The sequence below is a fragment of the Bifidobacterium dentium JCM 1195 = DSM 20436 genome (genome assembly GCF_001042595.1).
GTDB classification, from domain to species: Bacteria; Actinomycetota; Actinomycetes; order Actinomycetales; family Bifidobacteriaceae; genus Bifidobacterium; species Bifidobacterium dentium.
The window spans coordinates 139250-156424 of sequence record NZ_AP012326.1 but is presented as its reverse complement, the minus strand read 5'-3'; the positions used below and the strand labels follow the sequence as shown (position 1 = coordinate 156424).

Below are 17175 nucleotides of genomic sequence, written 5' to 3'. Positions count from 1 at the left end.
CGTTCAGTGAATCATCACCCGGTGAATCCTCACGTCATCTCGGCCGATGGGCGCTCGACTACCACTCGCGCTTCAGATCATTGGCGCTACGCAACACGTTGGCCGCGGCGAAAGACTGCGGATCGTCGTCGGAACCGGTGTCGATGCGCAACGTGACGCTCTCGCCCGGCAGCAACGAGACCATGCCGGCATCGACGCTGGCCTTGGCGTCAATCTTGTCGGCCATGCAGAACAGGTCGCGCACGTAGCTCGTGGCGGTGACCTTGAGCTCCACCCCGCCGTCGACGCGAGATGCCACGGTCCCAAACGCTTCAGCCGGTGCGGCAAGCTTCTGCCCGATGACTTCGGCCGGGTTGAAGATCACGCGGGCGAAGGCGCCGTCGGACGCAGTGGCCACGACAAGCTCGTTGCCGGCGTCGGCGTAGTCCACGATCTCCTCGGCCAATGGCAGACCCACATGCGAAACCGCGTCAAGCTCGACATCGAAGGTCTGGGAGGCAAGCACTTCACCGGCCAAGGTCATGCGTTCCACCTTCCAAGAGCCCTTCCAGGCCTCGCGGGTGTCGTTGAGCACAATCAGCTCATAGTGGTCGTTGGCCGTCCTGACGCCTTCCCAGCTGTGGGTTTCGCGATATTCCTCGGAGACGCGCGGCTGGATGGTAGCCAGACGCGGTGCGAAGAAGTCACGGGAGGCGTACCATAGCGGCTTGCGCTGACCGTTGAAATCCACTGCCGCCCAGGAGACGACCGGCCAGTCGTCATTGAGCTGCCAGATCAGCGCACCGGCATTGACCGGCTCAAGGGAGCGCATGTGCTCCACGCCGAAACGCATGGCCTGCGCCTGCTGCAACTGGCATGCCCAGTGCCAATCCTCGATATCGGCCCAGTTGTCGGTCGGAATGAGCCAGCTGTGCTCGCCGTCGGACGGTTTGCCGTTGACCACGCCACCGAAGCTCACGTCGTCGAGATGGCCGGGAGTGATGTGCGAACGCATGCCTCGGGCCAGCTTATAGTTGCCGCCGGAGGCCTTCTGGTGCACCAGCATCTGCTTGCCGAACGGCTCCAACTCGTCATCGTGCACGGCACCGGTGAGCGTGCTCCACGCCGGCGGTGCCTGGTAGCCAAACTCGTCGGCGAAGCGCGGGGTGTACTGCGCATACACGGTGTAGTCGGCGCGGTTCCAAGCGTCCCAGATGTGCATGGTGCCGTCGGTGTCGAAATTGGCGCCCACGAACTTGGTGAAGCTCATCGGCGAGCTCGGCAGGTAGGCGGAACGGCCCGGATCGAGCTCGGCCAACAGGGCCGGGAACAGCTCGGCATAGTAGTAGTCGCCCCACGGCTTCTCGCCGTAACCGTACTCGTTGGCCGGCAGATCGTCGTCGCGCAAGGCCTGCTTGTAGCCGCCCCATTCGGAGTAGGCCACGTAGTTCTCGTTGGATCCGTTCCACACGATCAGGCTGGCGTGCTCGGACAGACGGGTGATATGCTCACGGGCTTCGGCTTCGACTTCGGCCTTGGTTTCGGCGTCTTCCGGATAGGCGGCGCAGGCAAGCATGAAGTCCTGCCAGACCATGATGCCGTTGCGGTCGCACAGATCGTAGAATTCGTCGGATTCGTAGATGCCGCCGCCCCAGGCACGCACCATGTTGGAGTTGGACTCCACCAGATCACGGATGCCGCGTTCGTAGTCGCGCTCAGCCACGCGGGCGATGAAGGCATCGTCCGGAATCCAGTTGTAGCCGTGCGCGTGCACAGGCACGTCGTTGACGTAGATCTGGAATGGACGACCGACGTTGTCGGCACGGGTGTCGACATGCACGGTACGGAAGCCGACATGTCCGTTCCAAGCCGCTTCGGCGGAATCGCCGGCAGCGACGGCAACATCATACAGTGGCTGATCGCCGTAACCGATCGGCCACCACAGCTTCGCTTCCGGTACGGCGAGCGTCAGCACGGTTTCATTGCGGCCTTCGGCGACCACGCCGTCGGCGGCGACATCGGCACCGAAGCCGGACAAGCCGACATGTACCGGCACCGCGGCACGCACGGAATGGCACTCGTATGGGGACATGATGCGGCCCTTGCCAGCACGTTCGATCTCGACATGCACGTTGAGCAGGCCGGTGCCGTCGGCGGCGACGTCGACCAGCGGACGCACGGAGGCGATGCACACCCCGGACCAGGAGTCGATGCCGATCTCGCGCCAGATGCCGGCGTTGGCCACGTCGATGCCCCAATCCCAACCGAAGGAGTAGCTCGGCTTGCGAATCTGGTTGAATGCATGATGCTCGGTATGCGGATAGTAGCCGCGGGCCTGCTCCATACGATCGGATTCGCGTACCGGCGAAGTGAAGGTGACGGTCAGTTCGTTGGAGCCCTCGCGAAGCAGGTCACGCACGTCCCAACGGTAGGAGCGGTGGAAGTTGCGGGTGGAGGCGACCGGACGGCCGTTCAGCGCGACATCGGCGATGGTGTCGAGGCCGTAGGCGACCAGATCATGCCGGTCGGCGCCATTGTCATGCCAATCGAAGCGGCAGGTGAAGCGCCAGTCAACGTCGCCGATCCACTGCTGGTCGTTCTCGTTGGCGCCATCGAACGGATCGGCGATGAGTCCCGCGTTCAGCAGGTCCAGCGTGGCCTCTCCCGGCACGGTAGCCGGAATGCCAGCGGCGAGCGCTTCGCGTAGCGATTCAGGGGCGGCTTCAATGTTGACGGCCGTCAGCGTCCATCCGTCCGCAAGCGGGGCGAACGTGCTAGGAGTGTGAGTCATGCGAGGAATCCTTTGTAAGAAAAGAGGGGTAAGGCCGTACCGGCGATGATAGATCTTGGCACGGCCTTGGATGATGAAAAGAGAGTCTTCAGTTATATGTGCGAAGGATTATTCCTTCACGGCACCTGCCGCAACGCCGTTGTAGATCTGCTTCTGGAAGATCAGGAAGGCGATCAGGGCCGGCAGCAGGGTGATGATCACGCCTGCGCAGATCAGGTTGTACTTGGAGCCCTGCGGGCCGGTGAAGGCGTACAGCGAGATGGCCACCGTGCCGAGTTTCTGCTTGTCCTGCAGATATAGGTTGGCTGAGTAGTACTCGTTGTAGATGCCGACGCCCTTCAGGATCAGGCAGGTCACGATTGCCGGCTTCAGCAGCGGCAGGAGGATGCGGCTGTAGATGGTGAAGTAGCTTGCGCCATCCATCAGCGCGGCCTCATCGAGGGAGATCGACAGATTCTCGAAATACTGGATGAAGATGTAGATCGAGATCACGTCGGTGCCCATCGACATGATGATGTAGCCCCACAGCGAGTTGATCAGGTGGAAGGTGCCCATGATCTTGTAGACCGCGACTTGCATGGCGATGCCGGGCAGCAGGGCCGCCATCATGAACGCGGTACGGATCAGGGCGTTGCCCGGGAACTGGAAGCGGGACAGCACATAGGCCAGCTGGGTGCCGATGATGGTGGTCAGGAAGCAGACGCACACGAGCACGATCACCGAGTTGCGGAAGGCGATGCCCATGTTCGACAACTTGAAGGCCTCGGCATAGTTCTCGAAGTTGAAGATGTTCTTCGGGAAGGTCATCACGGAGGTGGAACGCCACTCGTCGGTGCCCTTGGCCGCGGTGAAGAAGCAGGTGACCAGCGGTAGCAGAATCCAGAAGGTGATGAACACCAGGCTGAAATACTTGAGGAAGCTCAGAACCCACAGCTTGAGATGATAGCCGAAGCTTACCTTCTGTACCTCGGCCTGCGGTGCGACGGTTGCAGTAGTCATCACGCACTCACCTTTCCGTTCTTGAACAATGGAGCTTTGCCGGCCTGGACCTTGTTGGCGGCCTTCATGGCGCGCCTGCGGGCCTTGTCGGCCTTCTTGGCCTGCTTGCGGGCCTTTGCGGTACCGTCGTCGGCATCCCTGAACAGGAAGCCCATGACGATCTTCTGCAGCAGGGTGCAGATGATGATGATGATCAGCAGGATCACGGCCATGGCGGATGCCAGGCCCACCTTCTGGTCGGTGTGTGCGATCTTGTCCATCTGCACCATGTAGGTGCCGGTGCCGTTGGCGCCGGAGGTGATGACGTACGGGCCTTCGAAGGCGGAGAGCGAGCCGGTGATGGACAGGATGATGTTCAGCACCAGGATGGTCTGGATGCCCGGCAGGATGATGTGCTTGAACTGCTGCCATTTGTTGGCGCCGTCGATTTCGGCCGCTTCGTACAGCGAGGAGTCGATGGACATGATCGCGCCGATGAACAGGATCAGGGTTGAGCCGAGGTAGCGCCAGATGGAGGAGGCCACCAGCGACCAGTTGTTGATGGACTGGTCCCTCAGCCAGTACGGCAGCGTGTCCTGGGTGAAACCGCACCACTGAAGCACGGTGTCGAGCACGTAGCCACGGGTGTAGAAGAACTTGAAGATGAAGCCGACTGCGATGCCGTTGATCAGGTAGGGGAAGAACATCGCGCCCTTGAAGAACGAGCCGCCACGGACGTGGAACGCCAGCACGGTCGCCAGATACAGGGCCAGGGCCACCTGAATGAGTGCGCCGGCCATGTAGTAGAGGCTGAGCTTCAGGGTGGCAAGCAACTCCGGTCGGGTGAAGATGTCGATGTAGTTCTTCATGCCGATGAAGCGCGGGGTTCCGATGTACTTCATCTTGTAGAAGGAGTATCCACACATCTGGATGAACGGCCAGTAGGTGAACACCACGAGCAGTGTGACCGGGATGACGCAGAAGGCGACGATGATGCCGGCCTTCTTGTAGTCGCGCTTATGGGGATTGAAAGGGATGTCATCCACGGAGGTGGCCGTGGCACCCGCAATCGCGGTAGTCATGATTCTCTCTTTTCGTTGACGTACCAGTGATATGAAAAGCCGGCGGCCGCAACCGGTTGGGAGCGGTCGCCGGCAGGAGAAAGGGATGGAGGAGAAGTCTTGGCTGGCCTAGGCCGGCCTGCGACGATCAGTACTTGGCTTCCGCGTCGTCGTCCTGCATCGCCTTGTACCAGGCGTCGTTCCAGTCCTTCATGATGTCGTCGAAGGACTTGTCCTTGTTGGCGGCGTGCTCGACAATGGCCTGAACGCGCTTGTTGCCGTTGGAGTTGATGCCCAGCTCGGAGTCGGAGTTGACCTCGGTGAACAGATCCTCTTCGCCTTCGAGGGAGTCTGCGTCAGGCTCCATGGTGACGTCCTTGAAGTCCTCGTAGATGGACGGCAGGTCGGTCTCGCCGTACTTGATCGGGATGCCGCCTTCGTTCATGGCGTAGCCGGATTCCTCGGTGAGCCACTTGACGAAGATCATGGCGGCTTCCTGGTTGTCCTTGGAGGACTTCTTGTTGATGCCCATGGAGTAGTTGCCGCCCATGGAGGCGTACTGCTTGCCCTTGATGGAGATCGGGAACGGCATGTAGCCGATGTCGTCGGCGTTGTCGCCGGCCTGCTGCATCTGGGTCACGGCCCAGGCGCCCAGCACCATGGTGGCGATCTGGCCGTTGTTGATCATGCTCTTGGAGGACTCCCAATCGGTGGTGGAGTAGTCTTCTTCGGTCAGACCGTCGGCAACGGCATCGTAAAGAATCTTGTAGACGTTGTAGGCGTGGGTGCCGTCACCCGGATCCTTGAACGGGGCCTTGGTGTGAACCAGCTTCTGGTTCATGTACTTGGTGTCACCGGTTGCGGTGGTGCCGATGTAGGCATCCCAGGCGCCCATGGTGAAGCCGGCCGCGTAGTTGGTGTACAGCGGGATGGCGTCGGTCTTTTCCTTGATGAGCTTGAGGTCGGCGATGAACTCTTCCGGAGTGGTCGGCAACTCGGTGATGCCGGCCTTCTTGAAGACGGCCTTGTTGTAGACGACGCCGGAGGTCTGGCCGTCGGTGGCGACGCCGTAGGACTTGCCGTCGTAGGCCTTCTCGGAGGCGAGCTTGACCTGCTTCTGCATGGTATCGAGGGAGCCGTAGGAGATGAAGTAGTTCTCCAGTTCGGACTTGTCGACAGACGGAATCATCATGATGTCGCCCCAGTCGCCGCCCTGCAGGCGGGTCAGCGCGTTATCCGCGTAGTTGGTGTCGGTCTGGGCCTCGACCTTGATGTTCGGATAGATCTTGTTGAAGTCGGCGATGTAGGACTTCCAGTTCTTGCCCGGATAGGAATCCAGGCCCATGTCGGTACGGCCGTTGTAGAACTTGATGCTGGCCGTAATGTCCTTGCCGGTCTCGCCGAGCTTGATCTTGTCGTAGGTCAGGTCCGTCACGCCACTGGAGTCGTTGCTGCCACCGCAAGCTGCCATGCTCACCGCGCAGACGGCCGCGACACCGGCTGCGACGATCTTCTTGAGATTCATCTTCTGATCCTTCCTTATGAATCACTTGTTCATCACCGTTGAAGACTCGGCACCGATTCTTCGTTGGTGATGCCTCTCATCTCAGGCCTCTCTGCCTGCCTTTGATGAAGTGGTGATTATTACGATAAGTGAACCCCTTAAGTTTGTCAAGCGCTTAAGTTGTGTCGTGTCGCGCCACAGCCGTGCGATTCTTCAACCAATCGCACATTCTCAGCATTTTCTCAATTTTCTTTAAACGTTGGAAAATCAGCTATTTCGGCATCCTATCGGAATACCGGCAAGCATTCAGTAAGTTAACATTAATGGCGTTAACGTTAATTTCTTTACCCGAGTGTCGTTAAGCGCTTAAGTACCCTTTGTTTACCCGTCGCCATGCCGTAGTCACACTGGAAATCGGCGCATTGCGCCAATCGGAGGTGTGACGCGTCGGCAGACTTAAGCACGAACGGAATGCGCGACGGCCACACCCATCCACCCACCTCAGTCATGGTGCGGATCACGGATGTCATCGACCCCTCAGCCACGCGAGGCGATGAAGTCTCGGTACCACAGGAAGCTGTCCTTCTTCGTGCGCTCCTGGGTGGCGTAATCGACGTAGGTGATGCCGAATCGCTTGGCATAGCCGAAATACCACTCGAAATTGTCGAGCAGCGACCACACGAAATAACCGCTCAGCGGCACGCCATCGTCCAATGCACGCTTCGCGGCGGCGAAATGTCGCTCAAGATAATCGATGCGATCGGCGTCATGCACCGCCTTGGTACCGTCCTCGTTCACGACCAGCTGGTCCCTGCAGGCCATGCCATTTTCGGTGATGACCAGATCGACCTCCGGATAGCGGTCATGCACACGCATCAACGTGTCGTACAGGCCCTGCGGGTCGATGTTCCATCCCATGTCGGTGTGCGGACCGTCGGTCGGCAGCCAATCGATGTCGGAGGCGCCGGGGCAGGTGGACGGGCCGGTCTCCTGCGGGAACTGCGGACGGTCGCTCATGGCCACACGATTGGTGGAGTAATAGTTGACGCCCAGCACATCGATCGGCTGGTGCGCGTTCTCCAGGTCACCCGGCTGTATGAAGCTCCAGTCACAGATGCCCTTGGTGATGGCGAACAGTTCGTCAGGGTAGCGGCCACGCAGCATCGGATCAAGGAAGGCACGATTGGCGATCAGGTCGAGACGATGGCAGGCATCGGCATCACCGCGATTGAACGGCATGTTCAGCGTGACCGAATACTTCGACTTGTCGCCGACGATGTCGCGCACCGCCTGCACCATCAGGCCGTGGGCGAGATTCAGATGATTCACCGCCGGAAATGCGCCCGGACCGAGTCCCAGCCCCGGAGCCTGCTCCTTCGCACCATAGCTCAGATATGAGGCGCACCACGGTTCGTTCAGCGTGGTCCATGTGTCGACGCGGTCGCCAAGCCGTTTGGCGACGACGGCCGCATAGTCGCCCAACGCATAGGAGGTCACACGATTGAGCCAGCCGCCCGCATCCTCCAGATACTGCGGCAAATCCCAGTGGTAGAGCGTCACGACCGGCTTGATGCCGTACTCGAGCAGGGTATCGACGATGCGCTCGTAGAAGTCGAGACCCTTCGCATTCGGGATGCCGTTCGGCGTGGGCATGATGCGCGGCATGGCGATCGAGAAACGGTAGGCATCCACGCCCAAATCGTTGAGCAGCGCCAGATCCTCCCGCCAACGATGGTATGAATCCGTGGCTACGTCGCCGGTATCGCCTGCGAAGGTGGCTCCCGGAGTATGGCTGAAAGTATCCCAGATCGAGGGGCAGCGACCGTCCTCGTTCACCGCGCCTTCGATCTGATAGGCTGCCGTAGCCGTGCCAAAAACGAAATCCTTCGGGAATGTGTTCTCCATTGCACGTCCTTTCCTGAAGCGGTTAAGATAGTGTTTGGTCTTTTATTCTAAAGTACCGCCCTCGGCAACGCGCACGAAAGGGGTGCCATCATCATCACCTGGAATGCGCGCGAGGTAACGGATATCTCTATGATTGCCTCAAAGATGCGAATCAGAAGGTAAGGAAGCTTGCCATGCATACAATCACATTTGACGATCCGGCACTGCGATTCATGGGACGCATCGATGACGATAATCCGAAAGCACCGATCTGGGTGTTCCCATATACGCAGGTCTCGTTCCGCTGCACCGGCTCCCACATACGCGTAAAGCTACGCAACCACTGGAATTACGGCGACATCTTTCTCGGAGCCATCATCGACGGACTGGAAGTGAAAGTGCCGGTGCCAATCGACGCCACGACCATCACCCTAGCCGAGCATCTGCCGGATATCGAGCATGAAGTGACGATCTTCAAGCGTCAGGACGGCGGCATGTGTCATCTTGAGATGCTCGGCATCGAACTGGATGACGGCGCGACCATCCTGCCGCCGGCCGATGCGCGACCGCCACGTCGTATGGAGGTGTATGGCGATTCCGTCTCCTGCGGCGAACGCAACGAGGCCATACGCTACGTAGGTCAGGCCGATCCGGAAGTCGATCTGAGCGGGTATTCCGACAGCTGGCATTCGTATGCGGCGATTGCCGCGCGGATGCTCGGCGCGGAACTGCACGACATATCGCAGGGCGGCGCTCCCCTGCTCGACGGCATCGGCTGGTTCAATGCACCGCACTATCTGGGCATGGAAAGCATGTGGGACCGCATTGCATACAATCCGGCGCTGGGTGAGACGAAGCCTTGGGATTTCACACGGTATACGCCGCATGTCGTGCTCGTGGCATTAGGGCAGAACGATGCGCATCCGCATGATTTCATGGCGTCGGATTACGCGGGTGAAGCGGCCCGGCACTGGCGTACGCGCTACGTCGATTTCATACATGCCCTACGTGCGAGGTATCCGAAGGCGCTGATTGTGCTCGCCACCACGATTCTGGTGCACGACCCGGCATGGGACCGTGCGATTGACGAAGTATGCGAGACGGTACGTTCCGAAGGCGACATCCGCGTAGAGCATTTCCTTTACTCCCGCAACGCCTCCGGCACCCACGGCCATCCACGCATCCCCGAGGACGAGGAGATGGCCGGCGAGCTGGTCGCCTACCTAGAGTCCTTCGGCCCGGATGTATGGGAGTGACGTGCGGGACCGAACACCGATGCGATTCCGGCAGCAATCGGGCGATCGGCTACCGCCCTACCTTCAGTCCTCGCGGTCGGTGAGATCCAAACGGAACGGCTGGGCGGGCAGATTGTCGCTGTTGAACAGCGGCGCCGGTCCCCAACTGTGCCAGGCGTACCGCAACGCCACCGGCTTGGGGACCTCGGAAGTTGCCAACGTGATCGTACCGATGCTGCGGCTGTTGATCGGGATGCCGAATTCCGTAGCGTTGTAGTCGACCACGTTGATCTTCGCATTGACCAGATCTTCGATATCGCAATCCACGAAAATCGCCGCCGTCGCCGGATGGAACACACCGTCGACACCGGCCAACTCAAAACCGGAACGCTCGGCATTGCGCACCAGGGAAGGCAATTGGTCGACGAAATCATCATCGGTATCATCCGGTGTGACGCCCTCGAAATGCAGACCGTGCGCATACCGGAAGAACAGGCAGACATGGCCGTTCTCACCGCAACGGAATCCCAACACCGTGGGACCGTACACCGGCACGTCGTCAAGGCCGTAGATTTGCCGCAACGCGCACTCCGCCAGGCGTTCGCCCGGCGTGCGTTTGTCGGTCGGATGCACGTTGTCGAATTCTCCGCAGTCAATGGTGCAGATGGCGTACACATTGTCGATGGTCTGCGCCGCATCCCACTGGGCCTCGCGCAACACCGGCCAGAGCATCGGATCGGTGCCCGCGTCGGCATGGCCCTTATCGATCCACTGCGGCAGTTGCACGATGAGGAACGGTAGATTCTCGCTCCACAACGCGCGCCATTCACCGATCATCATGCCAAGCAACTCACGGTAGGATTCGCAGTACGGTTCATCCTCCTCGCCCTGATACCACAGGAATCCCGCCAGCGAATACGGCACGACGCGTTCGAGCATGGCATGGAACGGACCCGTCGGACGCCACTGCGAGGTCGGCGTGACCGGCGGCGGCCATGGGCATTCGCCATATCGTTGGTTCAACGTATCCCAAGTGACATCCGGGTCCGCTTCGCGCGCAGCTGCGATCGAAGCGTTCCAAGTGTCGAAACGTTCCTGCCAGGCGGAAGTCTCCAGATCGAACTGCGCCTGCGTCTTGCCCGCGATCGCTTCGTCGAATCGGGTGAGATAGCCCTGCCCCGCTTCACTGGATCGCAGGGCGTCTTCGCTCATCCAACAGCTGATCGACGTACCGCCGATATAGCAGTCGATGATGCCGATCGGCAGATCGGGATCAAGCTCGTCGCGCAGCTTGCGTGCGAAATAGTAGGCGACGGCACTCATCACACCACTGTTTTCCGGAGAGGACTCCTGCCAGCCGGAGGCATTCTCGGCATTGCGGTCGATCACACCGGTTTTCGGCACATTATAGAAGCGCAGCAGCGGATCGGTGCAGTCCTCGAGCTCCGCATCGGCATCATCGCTGTTGCGCAACTCAAGTTCCATATTGCTTTGGCCTCCGGCCAGCCAGACCTCGCCGATAAGCACATCATGGAATTCGATTGAGTCGTTGCCCGCGGTCACACGCAGTGTGTACGGGCCGCCTTCGGACTGGGCCGGCAGCATGATGCGCCAGTAGGAGAAGCCATGCCTGACCTCCATCGAAGCGTAGGCGTGCGCCTGAGCCACAGGGGAACCGTCAGGCGTACAGATCGCTGCCGTAACCTCAAGGCCGGCACAATCGGCATTCAACGCGCCGAACACCACGATCGGCTTATTGCGTTGCAACACCATGTGCGAGGCGAAAATCGGAGCGACGTACAGCACTCCGGATGCGGTACGGTTTTCCGCCGGCTCAGCCGAGGTCATCATGTCGGAACCGGGTGCGGGACCAGTCGCTGTAACCATAGCTTCTCTTCCTATCGAATCGTCCTATGCACAAATCGTAGGCGAAAACTCATAAAAAATCCGGCAATCAATCATCTGGCGAGTGTCCTGCCAACGCGGCGTTACCACCTATCATCCCCTCGAAGTGACCGCGTGCACGCCACCGAATCGTACGCGGCACAACGTTATGCCGCCCCTCCTGCGTCTGCTTCCATTGGCATAGGGTTGGGATGCCATGCAAAAAGGCGACCACTCCGAGTTGAACTGCGCCCCGATTGTTGGACGTTGTTAAATAGGATACAGGTCTAGGCTGCGAGGGACACGCTTCGGAATTCCTCCGGGGTGTGTCCCTCGAGTCGTATCTGGCGTCGTCTGGTGTTCCAGTGGATGACGTACGCGTCAAGTTCTCGTTTGAATTGCTCGTACGAGTCGAATTCGCGCCCCCGGTAGAACTCGTCCTTGAGGTGTCCGAAGACCTGTTCGGTGGCGGCGTTGTCCAGGCAGTTGCCCTTGCGGCTCATGGACTGGCGGATGCCCAGCCGTTCGAGCTCCCCGCGCCACCACGGGTGCTGGTACTGCCATCCCATGTCCGAGTGCAGGATCGGGTTCGCGCCCCCGGGCAGCCTGGCTTCGAGCATGGCGAGCAGACGCCGCTGCTGCCCCATGCCGGGGTGCCGGCTCACGTCCCAGGCGACGATTTCCTTGCTGGCCATGTCGTACACGGGCGCGAGGTAGGCCTTGCCGCCCGCGACCTTGAATTCGGTGACGTCGGTGCCGAGTTTTTCGAACGGCTTGCCGGCGGTGAAGTCGCGTTTGAGCAGGTTCGGCACCCCTCCGCCAGCGTCGCCCCTGTACGAGCTGTAGCCTCTCCATGGATTCCTGGCGCGGATCGGGCATCTGAGTCCCATGCGGCGCATGACCCTCAGGACGCTCTTGGCCGACACCTTCTGTCCGAACTCGTGGACCAGGCACATATGGATCTGCCGGTGGCCGCACCCGTTGGCCGTCCTTTCCCAGATCTCTGCGACCATGGGATCGAGGTCGGGGCGCGTCTCATGCGCCGGATGCGACAGATGGTGGAAATACGTGGATCTCGCCAACCCGCTGATCTTCAGCAGGTGGTCGAGCCGGTGCCCCTGCCCTGCGAGCAGTCGGACGACGGCGCTTCGCTCGCGCTTCGTGACTTCTGCGCCCGCAGGGCCCGGAGTTTTTCCAGGTACGCGACCTTCGCCTTCAGGTAGGCGACCTCCTCGGTCAGCTCCTGCTCCCGCGTGGGTTTCGGCCTTGGCTTGGATTTCGCGCCTTTAGGCCTGCCCTTGGGCTTCGGCCTCAACGCCTCCGCGCCACCGGCACGGTATTCGCGGCACCAACGCTGCAGCGGGGCGATGCTCGCTATCCCGTACCTGGCCATGACCTCGGCCACGCTCAAGCCGTTCTCGACGTGGTCCCGCGCCGCCGCGACCTTCGTCTCCCAGTCATAACGCCTGTTGCCGGTGGTTCCCATGACCGCCTCCCCGCCGTTGGATCTGTACAGCATGATCCATTTTTCCGCAGTCTGCACGGGCATCGCAAACCGACGGGCGAGGGAGCGTTTGCCCACGCCGGCCTCAATGAGCCTCAGCGCCTCGCGCCGGAACCCGTCGTCATAGTGCTTCCTCCGATCCTCACGCATACGAAAGAACCACACCTCCAATCATCGAATCCGAATTTCTTCAGTCCAATAATCGGGGTGCGGTTCAAGTGGGGGTGGTCGCCTTTCATCGATTGCCGGTCAGCCGGTTTCAGTCAGCCGATCCGCGGATGCTCACTGCACCTGAGAACGGGCGATCTTGCCGGTGAAGGTAGCCATATCGGCGTCGTCGTCCTGGCCGTTGTTCCAGGAGAACATGGCGCGCAGCTTCGGGCCGACGGTCTCGATGCGAACGTTGCCGTACTCCTCCTGCAGTTCCTTGAACTTCGGAGCGCCGGCATCCTGATCGTCGATGAACTCCTTGGCGAAGGAGCCGTCCTGGATGCGGCCCAGGTGGTACTGCATGCGCTTGCGGCAGTCCTCGTTGATGACGGTGTTGGTGTAATCGCCGTACTGGGCGGTGTCGGAGCAGGACCAACGGGCCTTGTTCAGGCCACCCTCGTTCATGAGGTCGACGAGCATCTTGAGCTCGTGGCAGACCTCGAAGTAGGCGATCTCCGGCTGATAGCCGGCGTCGGTGAGGACCTCGAAGCCCATTTCGACAAGCTTGTTCACGCCACCCATGAGCACGTTCTGCTCGCCGAACAGATCGGTCTCGGTCTCTTCCTTGAAGGTGGTCTTGATGGCGCCGGCGCGCAGGGCACCGAGGGCCTTGGCGTAGGCCAGGGTGATGTCCCAAGCGTCGCCGCGCGGATCCTGCTCGACGGCCACCACGACCGGGACGCCACGGCCGTTGGCGTACTCACGGCGCACGATGTGGCCCGGGCCCTTCGGGGCGACCATGAAGACCGGGTGATCCTCGCTCGGCTTGATGTAGCCGTAGTGGATGTTGAAGCCGTGGGCGAAGGCGATGGCCGCGCCCGGCTTGATGTTCGGCTCGATGTCGTTGGCCCAGATGGTGCGCTGGTACTGATCCGGAGCCAGGATCATGATGATGTCGGCCTCAGCGGCGGCTTCCGGAACGGACTTGACTTCCAGGCCCTGCTCCTTGGCCTGCTCGACGGACTTGGAGGTCGGACGCAGGCCGACGACCACGTCGACACCGGAGTCACGCAGGTTCAGCGCATGGGCGTGGCCCTGGGAACCGTAACCGATGATGGCAACCTTCTTGCCATCGAGGACGGAGAGATCGCCGTCGTTCTCGTACCAGATTTGTGCAGCCATTGTATTGGCACTCCTTTTATCGTAGTGGGGTGAACGCCACCAAAGCGTTCGGGTTTCTACCATTCGCAGATATGAAATTCGTGTTTTCGTGCATGGATTTTGTCCTGCAAACTGGGGTCTATCCTACCCGAGCGCACTCCTAAACCGCCACTCAGTCCAAAAGGTGAGCCATAGCACCGAAAAATCACCGAGTCAAGAGCCGAAAATCGAAAAACCGCCACCCGTATCGGAACGGATGGCGGTTTCGTATCTCAGCCGAATCAGGCTGAGAACCAGTCAGCGATCAACTTGCGTCAAGCGGCGCGACGGCTCACTGCACCTGGGTGCGGGCGATCTTACCGTTGAAGGACTCGGCCATATCGGCATCGGCGTCCACCTGGTTGTTCCAGGAGAACATGGCGCGCAGCTTCGGGCCGACGGTCTCCAGATGCGGGTGGCTGTACTCCTCCTGCAGCTGCTTGAACTTCGGCGCGCCGGCGGCCTGGTCATCCATGAACTCCTTGGCGAAGGAGCCGTCCTGAATGCGCTTGAGCTGATACTGCATGCGCTTCTTGGTCTCCTCGGTAATCACGGTGGAGGTGTAGTCGCCGTACTGGGCGGTGTCGGAGCAGGACCAACGGGCCTTGTTCAGGCCACCCTCGTTGGCCAGATCGATCAGCATCTTAAGCTCGTGGAACACCTCGAAGTAGGCGATCTCCGGCTGATAGCCGGCCTCGGTCAGCACGTCGAAGCCCATGTCGCACAGGTGGTTGATGCCACCCATGAGCACATCCTGCTCGCCGAACAGATCGGTCTCGGTCTCCTCGGTGAAGGTGGTCTTGATGGCGCCGGCGCGCAGGGCACCGAGGGCCTTGGCATAGGCGAGGCACAGATCCCAGGTCTTGCCATCCGGATCCTGCTCGACGGCCACCACGACCGGGACGCCACGGCCGGCGGCATACTCACGGCGCACGATGTGGCCCGGGCCCTTCGGCGCGACCATGAACACCGGGTGATCCTCGCTCGGCTTGATGTAGCCATAGTGGATGTTGAAGCCGTGGGCGAAGGCCAGAGCGGCGCCCGGCTTCAGATTCGGCTCGATCTCGGACTTGTAGACGGCGGCCTGATACTGGTCAGGCAGCAGGATCATCACCACATCCGCTTCGGCGGTGGCGTCGGCCACGGACTGGACCTCCAGGCCCTGCTCCTTGGCGTATTCCACGGACTTGGAGGTCGGACGCAGGCCGACGACCACGTCGACACCGGAGTCACGCAGGTTCAGCGCATGGGCGTGGCCCTGGGAACCGTAACCGATAACGGCCACCTTCTTGCCATCGAACACGGACAGATCGGCGTCCTTTTCGTACCAGATAGTTGCTGCCATGATTGGCGCTCCTTTTATGTTTTTCGTGATTGCGGGATGGAAAGTCTTCCCGGATTGTTCGCGATGTTCTTCTGTTGTTCGGTTGTTGCGGCGGCTCGCGATTCCTAGGATGTTGCTCCCCCCGGATTGTGTCCGCGGAACTCGCCCCGCCTCTCCTGCGGAACCGTTCTAGTCCCGCTTTCTTTATGGTGGTTGTCGGCGTTCACATAGTGACTATGTTTTTTGTCGAACGGTTTTTCACGGTGGTATCGGCACCCTTACTTGGTGAAATCGACGTCCTTCGTCTCCCTGCAGCTCAACACGGCGACGAGGCAGCACAAGGCCATCACGCCAAGGTACAGGCCCACGGAGTGCACGCCCCAGTGGTGGGACAGCCAGGTGGCGATGGTCGGCACGAACGCCGCGCCGACGATGGCGGCCAGATTGTAGCCGATGCCAGAGCCGGAGTAACGCACATTGGCGTCGAACAGCTCGGGCAGGAAGGCGCCGATCGGACCGAATGCCGTGCCCATCAGCGCGAAGCCGATGCACAGGAAGGCGAGGTTGGCCACGAAGTTGCGCTGTCCGACGACCGCGGAATCAAGCAGGAACGGGAACAGCAGCGCGAAGGCCACGAGGCAGCAGGACGAGATGACGATCACGCGCCTGCGGCCGAACCTGTCGGCGTTCACGCAGGAGATCATGATGAATGCGGCGAATACGCACACGGCCACCATCAGCATGAACAGATATTCCTGATTGGTGAAGCCGAGGTCGCCACCGCCGTCTTCCACGCTCTTGGTGCCCCATGCGAGCGACCAGGTCGCCAGCGTGTAGAACAGCGTATAGGTGACGGCCACCAGGAACGTGGCCTGGATGACCTGCTTCCAGCTCTTCCTGAAGACTTCGGCAAGCGGCGACTTGACGACCTTCTTCTGCTCCTGCGCCATGCGGAAGATCGGAGTCTCCTCCATCTGCACGCGCACGACCAGGCCGACGATCACCAGCACTGCCGACAGCAGGAACGGCACACGCCAGCCCCAAGAGAGCATGGCCTGGTCATCATTGAAGGTTTCCAGCAGGAAGTAGGTGCCGTTCGACAGGAAGAAGCCGATCGGGGCGCCCAACTCCGGGAAGGAGCCGTAGAGTGCGCGCTTGTCTTCCGGAGCGTTCTCGGTGGCGACCAGAGCCGCTCCGGACCATTCGCCGCCCAGACCGATGCCCTGTACGAAGCGGCACAGACACAGCACGGCCACCGCAACGACGCCCCACTGGTCGTACGTCGGCAGGCATCCGATCAGAAAGGTTGCAATGCCCATGGTGAGCAGAGAGACCACCAACGTGGTCTTACGGCCCATACGGTCACCGAAATGGCCGAACACCAGCGAGCCCAGCGGGCGGGCGATGAACGCGATGGCGAAAGTCAGCAGGCTGGCCAGCAACGCCACGGTCGGGTTGGCGGTGTCTCCGAAGAAGACCCTCGGAAAATAGTTTGCAGCGGCGGTGCCGTATGCGTAGAAGTCGTAGAACTCGATGGCGGTACCGACCATGGAGGCGGCGATTACGGTCTTGACCGAATCGCGCACCATCGCCTGTGCTTTGCCGGCAGCTGTCTCGACTGCACTCATTGATGTACTCCTGTACGTCTCACGCGTTACCGACTCCCAACTTGCGCCGATAA

Annotated in this window: 12 protein-coding genes; 1 reads left to right on the top strand and 11 read right to left on the bottom strand. The window is 60.6% G+C overall.

Going from position 1 to position 17175, the window contains the following annotated elements; translation table 11 throughout:
* Positions 1-58: 58 nt before the first annotated feature.
* The 5 genes from BBDE_RS00605 to BBDE_RS00585 form a co-directional block, all read right to left on the bottom strand.
* Positions 59-2770 carry a glycoside hydrolase family 2 protein gene (locus BBDE_RS00605; protein WP_003837929.1) on the bottom strand — a complete coding sequence of 904 codons (2712 nt, stop codon included), beginning with the start codon at positions 2768-2770 and terminating at the stop codon, positions 59-61.
* Positions 2771-2878: 108 nt separating this feature from the next.
* On the bottom strand, positions 2879-3769 hold the full coding sequence (locus BBDE_RS00600; RefSeq protein WP_003837931.1) for a carbohydrate ABC transporter permease: 891 nt from the start codon (positions 3767-3769) through the stop codon (positions 2879-2881).
* Positions 3769-4830 (bottom strand): carbohydrate ABC transporter permease, encoded by a 1062-nt coding sequence (locus BBDE_RS00595; protein WP_012901790.1) that lies wholly within the window; start codon positions 4828-4830, stop codon positions 3769-3771. The genes BBDE_RS00600 and BBDE_RS00595 overlap by 1 nt, the downstream gene beginning before the upstream one ends.
* Positions 4831-4957: 127 nt before the next feature.
* Complete coding sequence (locus tag BBDE_RS00590) at positions 4958-6334, bottom strand: ABC transporter substrate-binding protein (RefSeq protein WP_003837934.1); 1377 nt, start codon at positions 6332-6334, stop codon at positions 4958-4960.
* Between the two features lie 516 nt (positions 6335-6850).
* Positions 6851-8218, bottom strand: a complete 1368-nt coding sequence (locus BBDE_RS00585; protein WP_003837937.1) for a GH1 family beta-glucosidase — start codon at positions 8216-8218, stop codon at positions 6851-6853.
* Positions 8219-8391: 173 nt separating this feature from the next.
* On the opposite strand from BBDE_RS00585, the gene BBDE_RS00580 reads away from it, so the two are divergent.
* The gene (locus tag BBDE_RS00580; RefSeq protein WP_003837938.1) at positions 8392-9453 is read left to right on the top strand and encodes a GDSL-type esterase/lipase family protein; all 1062 of its coding nucleotides are present in this window, start codon (positions 8392-8394) and stop codon (positions 9451-9453) included.
* Positions 9454-9516: 63 nt separating this feature from the next.
* Here BBDE_RS00580 and BBDE_RS00575 read toward each other — a convergent pair whose 3' ends face one another.
* The 6 genes from BBDE_RS00575 to BBDE_RS00550 form a co-directional block, all read right to left on the bottom strand.
* Positions 9517-11319, bottom strand: coding sequence for a sialate O-acetylesterase (locus BBDE_RS00575; RefSeq protein ID WP_012901789.1), 1803 nt, complete (start codon positions 11317-11319; stop codon positions 9517-9519).
* Positions 11320-11603: 284 nt separating this feature from the next.
* On the bottom strand, positions 11604-12449 hold the full coding sequence (locus BBDE_RS00570) for an IS3 family transposase (RefSeq protein ID WP_080513433.1): 846 nt from the start codon (positions 12447-12449) through the stop codon (positions 11604-11606).
* Positions 12410-12970: an IS3 family transposase gene (locus BBDE_RS00565; protein WP_003837948.1), complete on the bottom strand. Its 561-nt coding sequence runs from the start codon at positions 12968-12970 to the stop codon at positions 12410-12412. Before BBDE_RS00565 ends, BBDE_RS00570 begins: the two co-directional genes overlap by 40 nt.
* A 132-nt stretch (positions 12971-13102) precedes the next feature.
* A complete protein-coding gene (gene ilvC / locus BBDE_RS00560; RefSeq protein WP_003837949.1) occupies positions 13103-14152 on the bottom strand; it encodes a ketol-acid reductoisomerase in 1050 nt (349 codons plus the stop codon).
* A 310-nt stretch (positions 14153-14462) separates the two neighbouring features.
* Positions 14463-15515 (bottom strand): ketol-acid reductoisomerase, encoded by a 1053-nt coding sequence (gene ilvC / locus BBDE_RS00555; protein WP_003837951.1) that lies wholly within the window; start codon positions 15513-15515, stop codon positions 14463-14465.
* A gap of 257 nt (positions 15516-15772) precedes the next feature.
* Positions 15773-17122 (bottom strand): MFS transporter, encoded by a 1350-nt coding sequence (locus BBDE_RS00550; RefSeq protein ID WP_012901786.1) that lies wholly within the window; start codon positions 17120-17122, stop codon positions 15773-15775.
* Positions 17123-17175: the final 53 nt, after the last annotated feature.

What these genes read in the sequence shown, in the direction of transcription:
- BBDE_RS00595 (WP_012901790.1), bottom strand. Translation starts at nt 4,830, where the DNA reads ATGACTACCGCGATTGCGGGTGCCACGGCCACCTCCGTGGATGACATC.
- ilvC (WP_003837949.1), bottom strand. Translation starts at nt 14,152, where the DNA reads ATGGCTGCACAAATCTGGTACGAGAACGACGGCGATCTCTCCGTCCTC.
- BBDE_RS00565 (WP_003837948.1), bottom strand. Translation starts at nt 12,970, where the DNA reads ATGCGTGAGGATCGGAGGAAGCACTATGACGACGGGTTCCGGCGCGAG.
- BBDE_RS00605 (WP_003837929.1), bottom strand. Translation starts at nt 2,770, where the DNA reads ATGACTCACACTCCTAGCACGTTCGCCCCGCTTGCGGACGGATGGACG.
- BBDE_RS00585 (WP_003837937.1), bottom strand. Translation starts at nt 8,218, where the DNA reads ATGGAGAACACATTCCCGAAGGATTTCGTTTTTGGCACGGCTACGGCA.
- BBDE_RS00590 (WP_003837934.1), bottom strand. Translation starts at nt 6,334, where the DNA reads ATGAATCTCAAGAAGATCGTCGCAGCCGGTGTCGCGGCCGTCTGCGCG.
- ilvC (WP_003837951.1), bottom strand. Translation starts at nt 15,515, where the DNA reads ATGGCAGCAACTATCTGGTACGAAAAGGACGCCGATCTGTCCGTGTTC.
- BBDE_RS00575 (WP_012901789.1), bottom strand. Translation starts at nt 11,319, where the DNA reads ATGGTTACAGCGACTGGTCCCGCACCCGGTTCCGACATGATGACCTCG.
- BBDE_RS00600 (WP_003837931.1), bottom strand. Translation starts at nt 3,769, where the DNA reads ATGACTACTGCAACCGTCGCACCGCAGGCCGAGGTACAGAAGGTAAGC.
- BBDE_RS00580 (WP_003837938.1), top strand. Translation starts at nt 8,392, where the DNA reads ATGCATACAATCACATTTGACGATCCGGCACTGCGATTCATGGGACGC.
- BBDE_RS00550 (WP_012901786.1), bottom strand. Translation starts at nt 17,122, where the DNA reads ATGAGTGCAGTCGAGACAGCTGCCGGCAAAGCACAGGCGATGGTGCGC.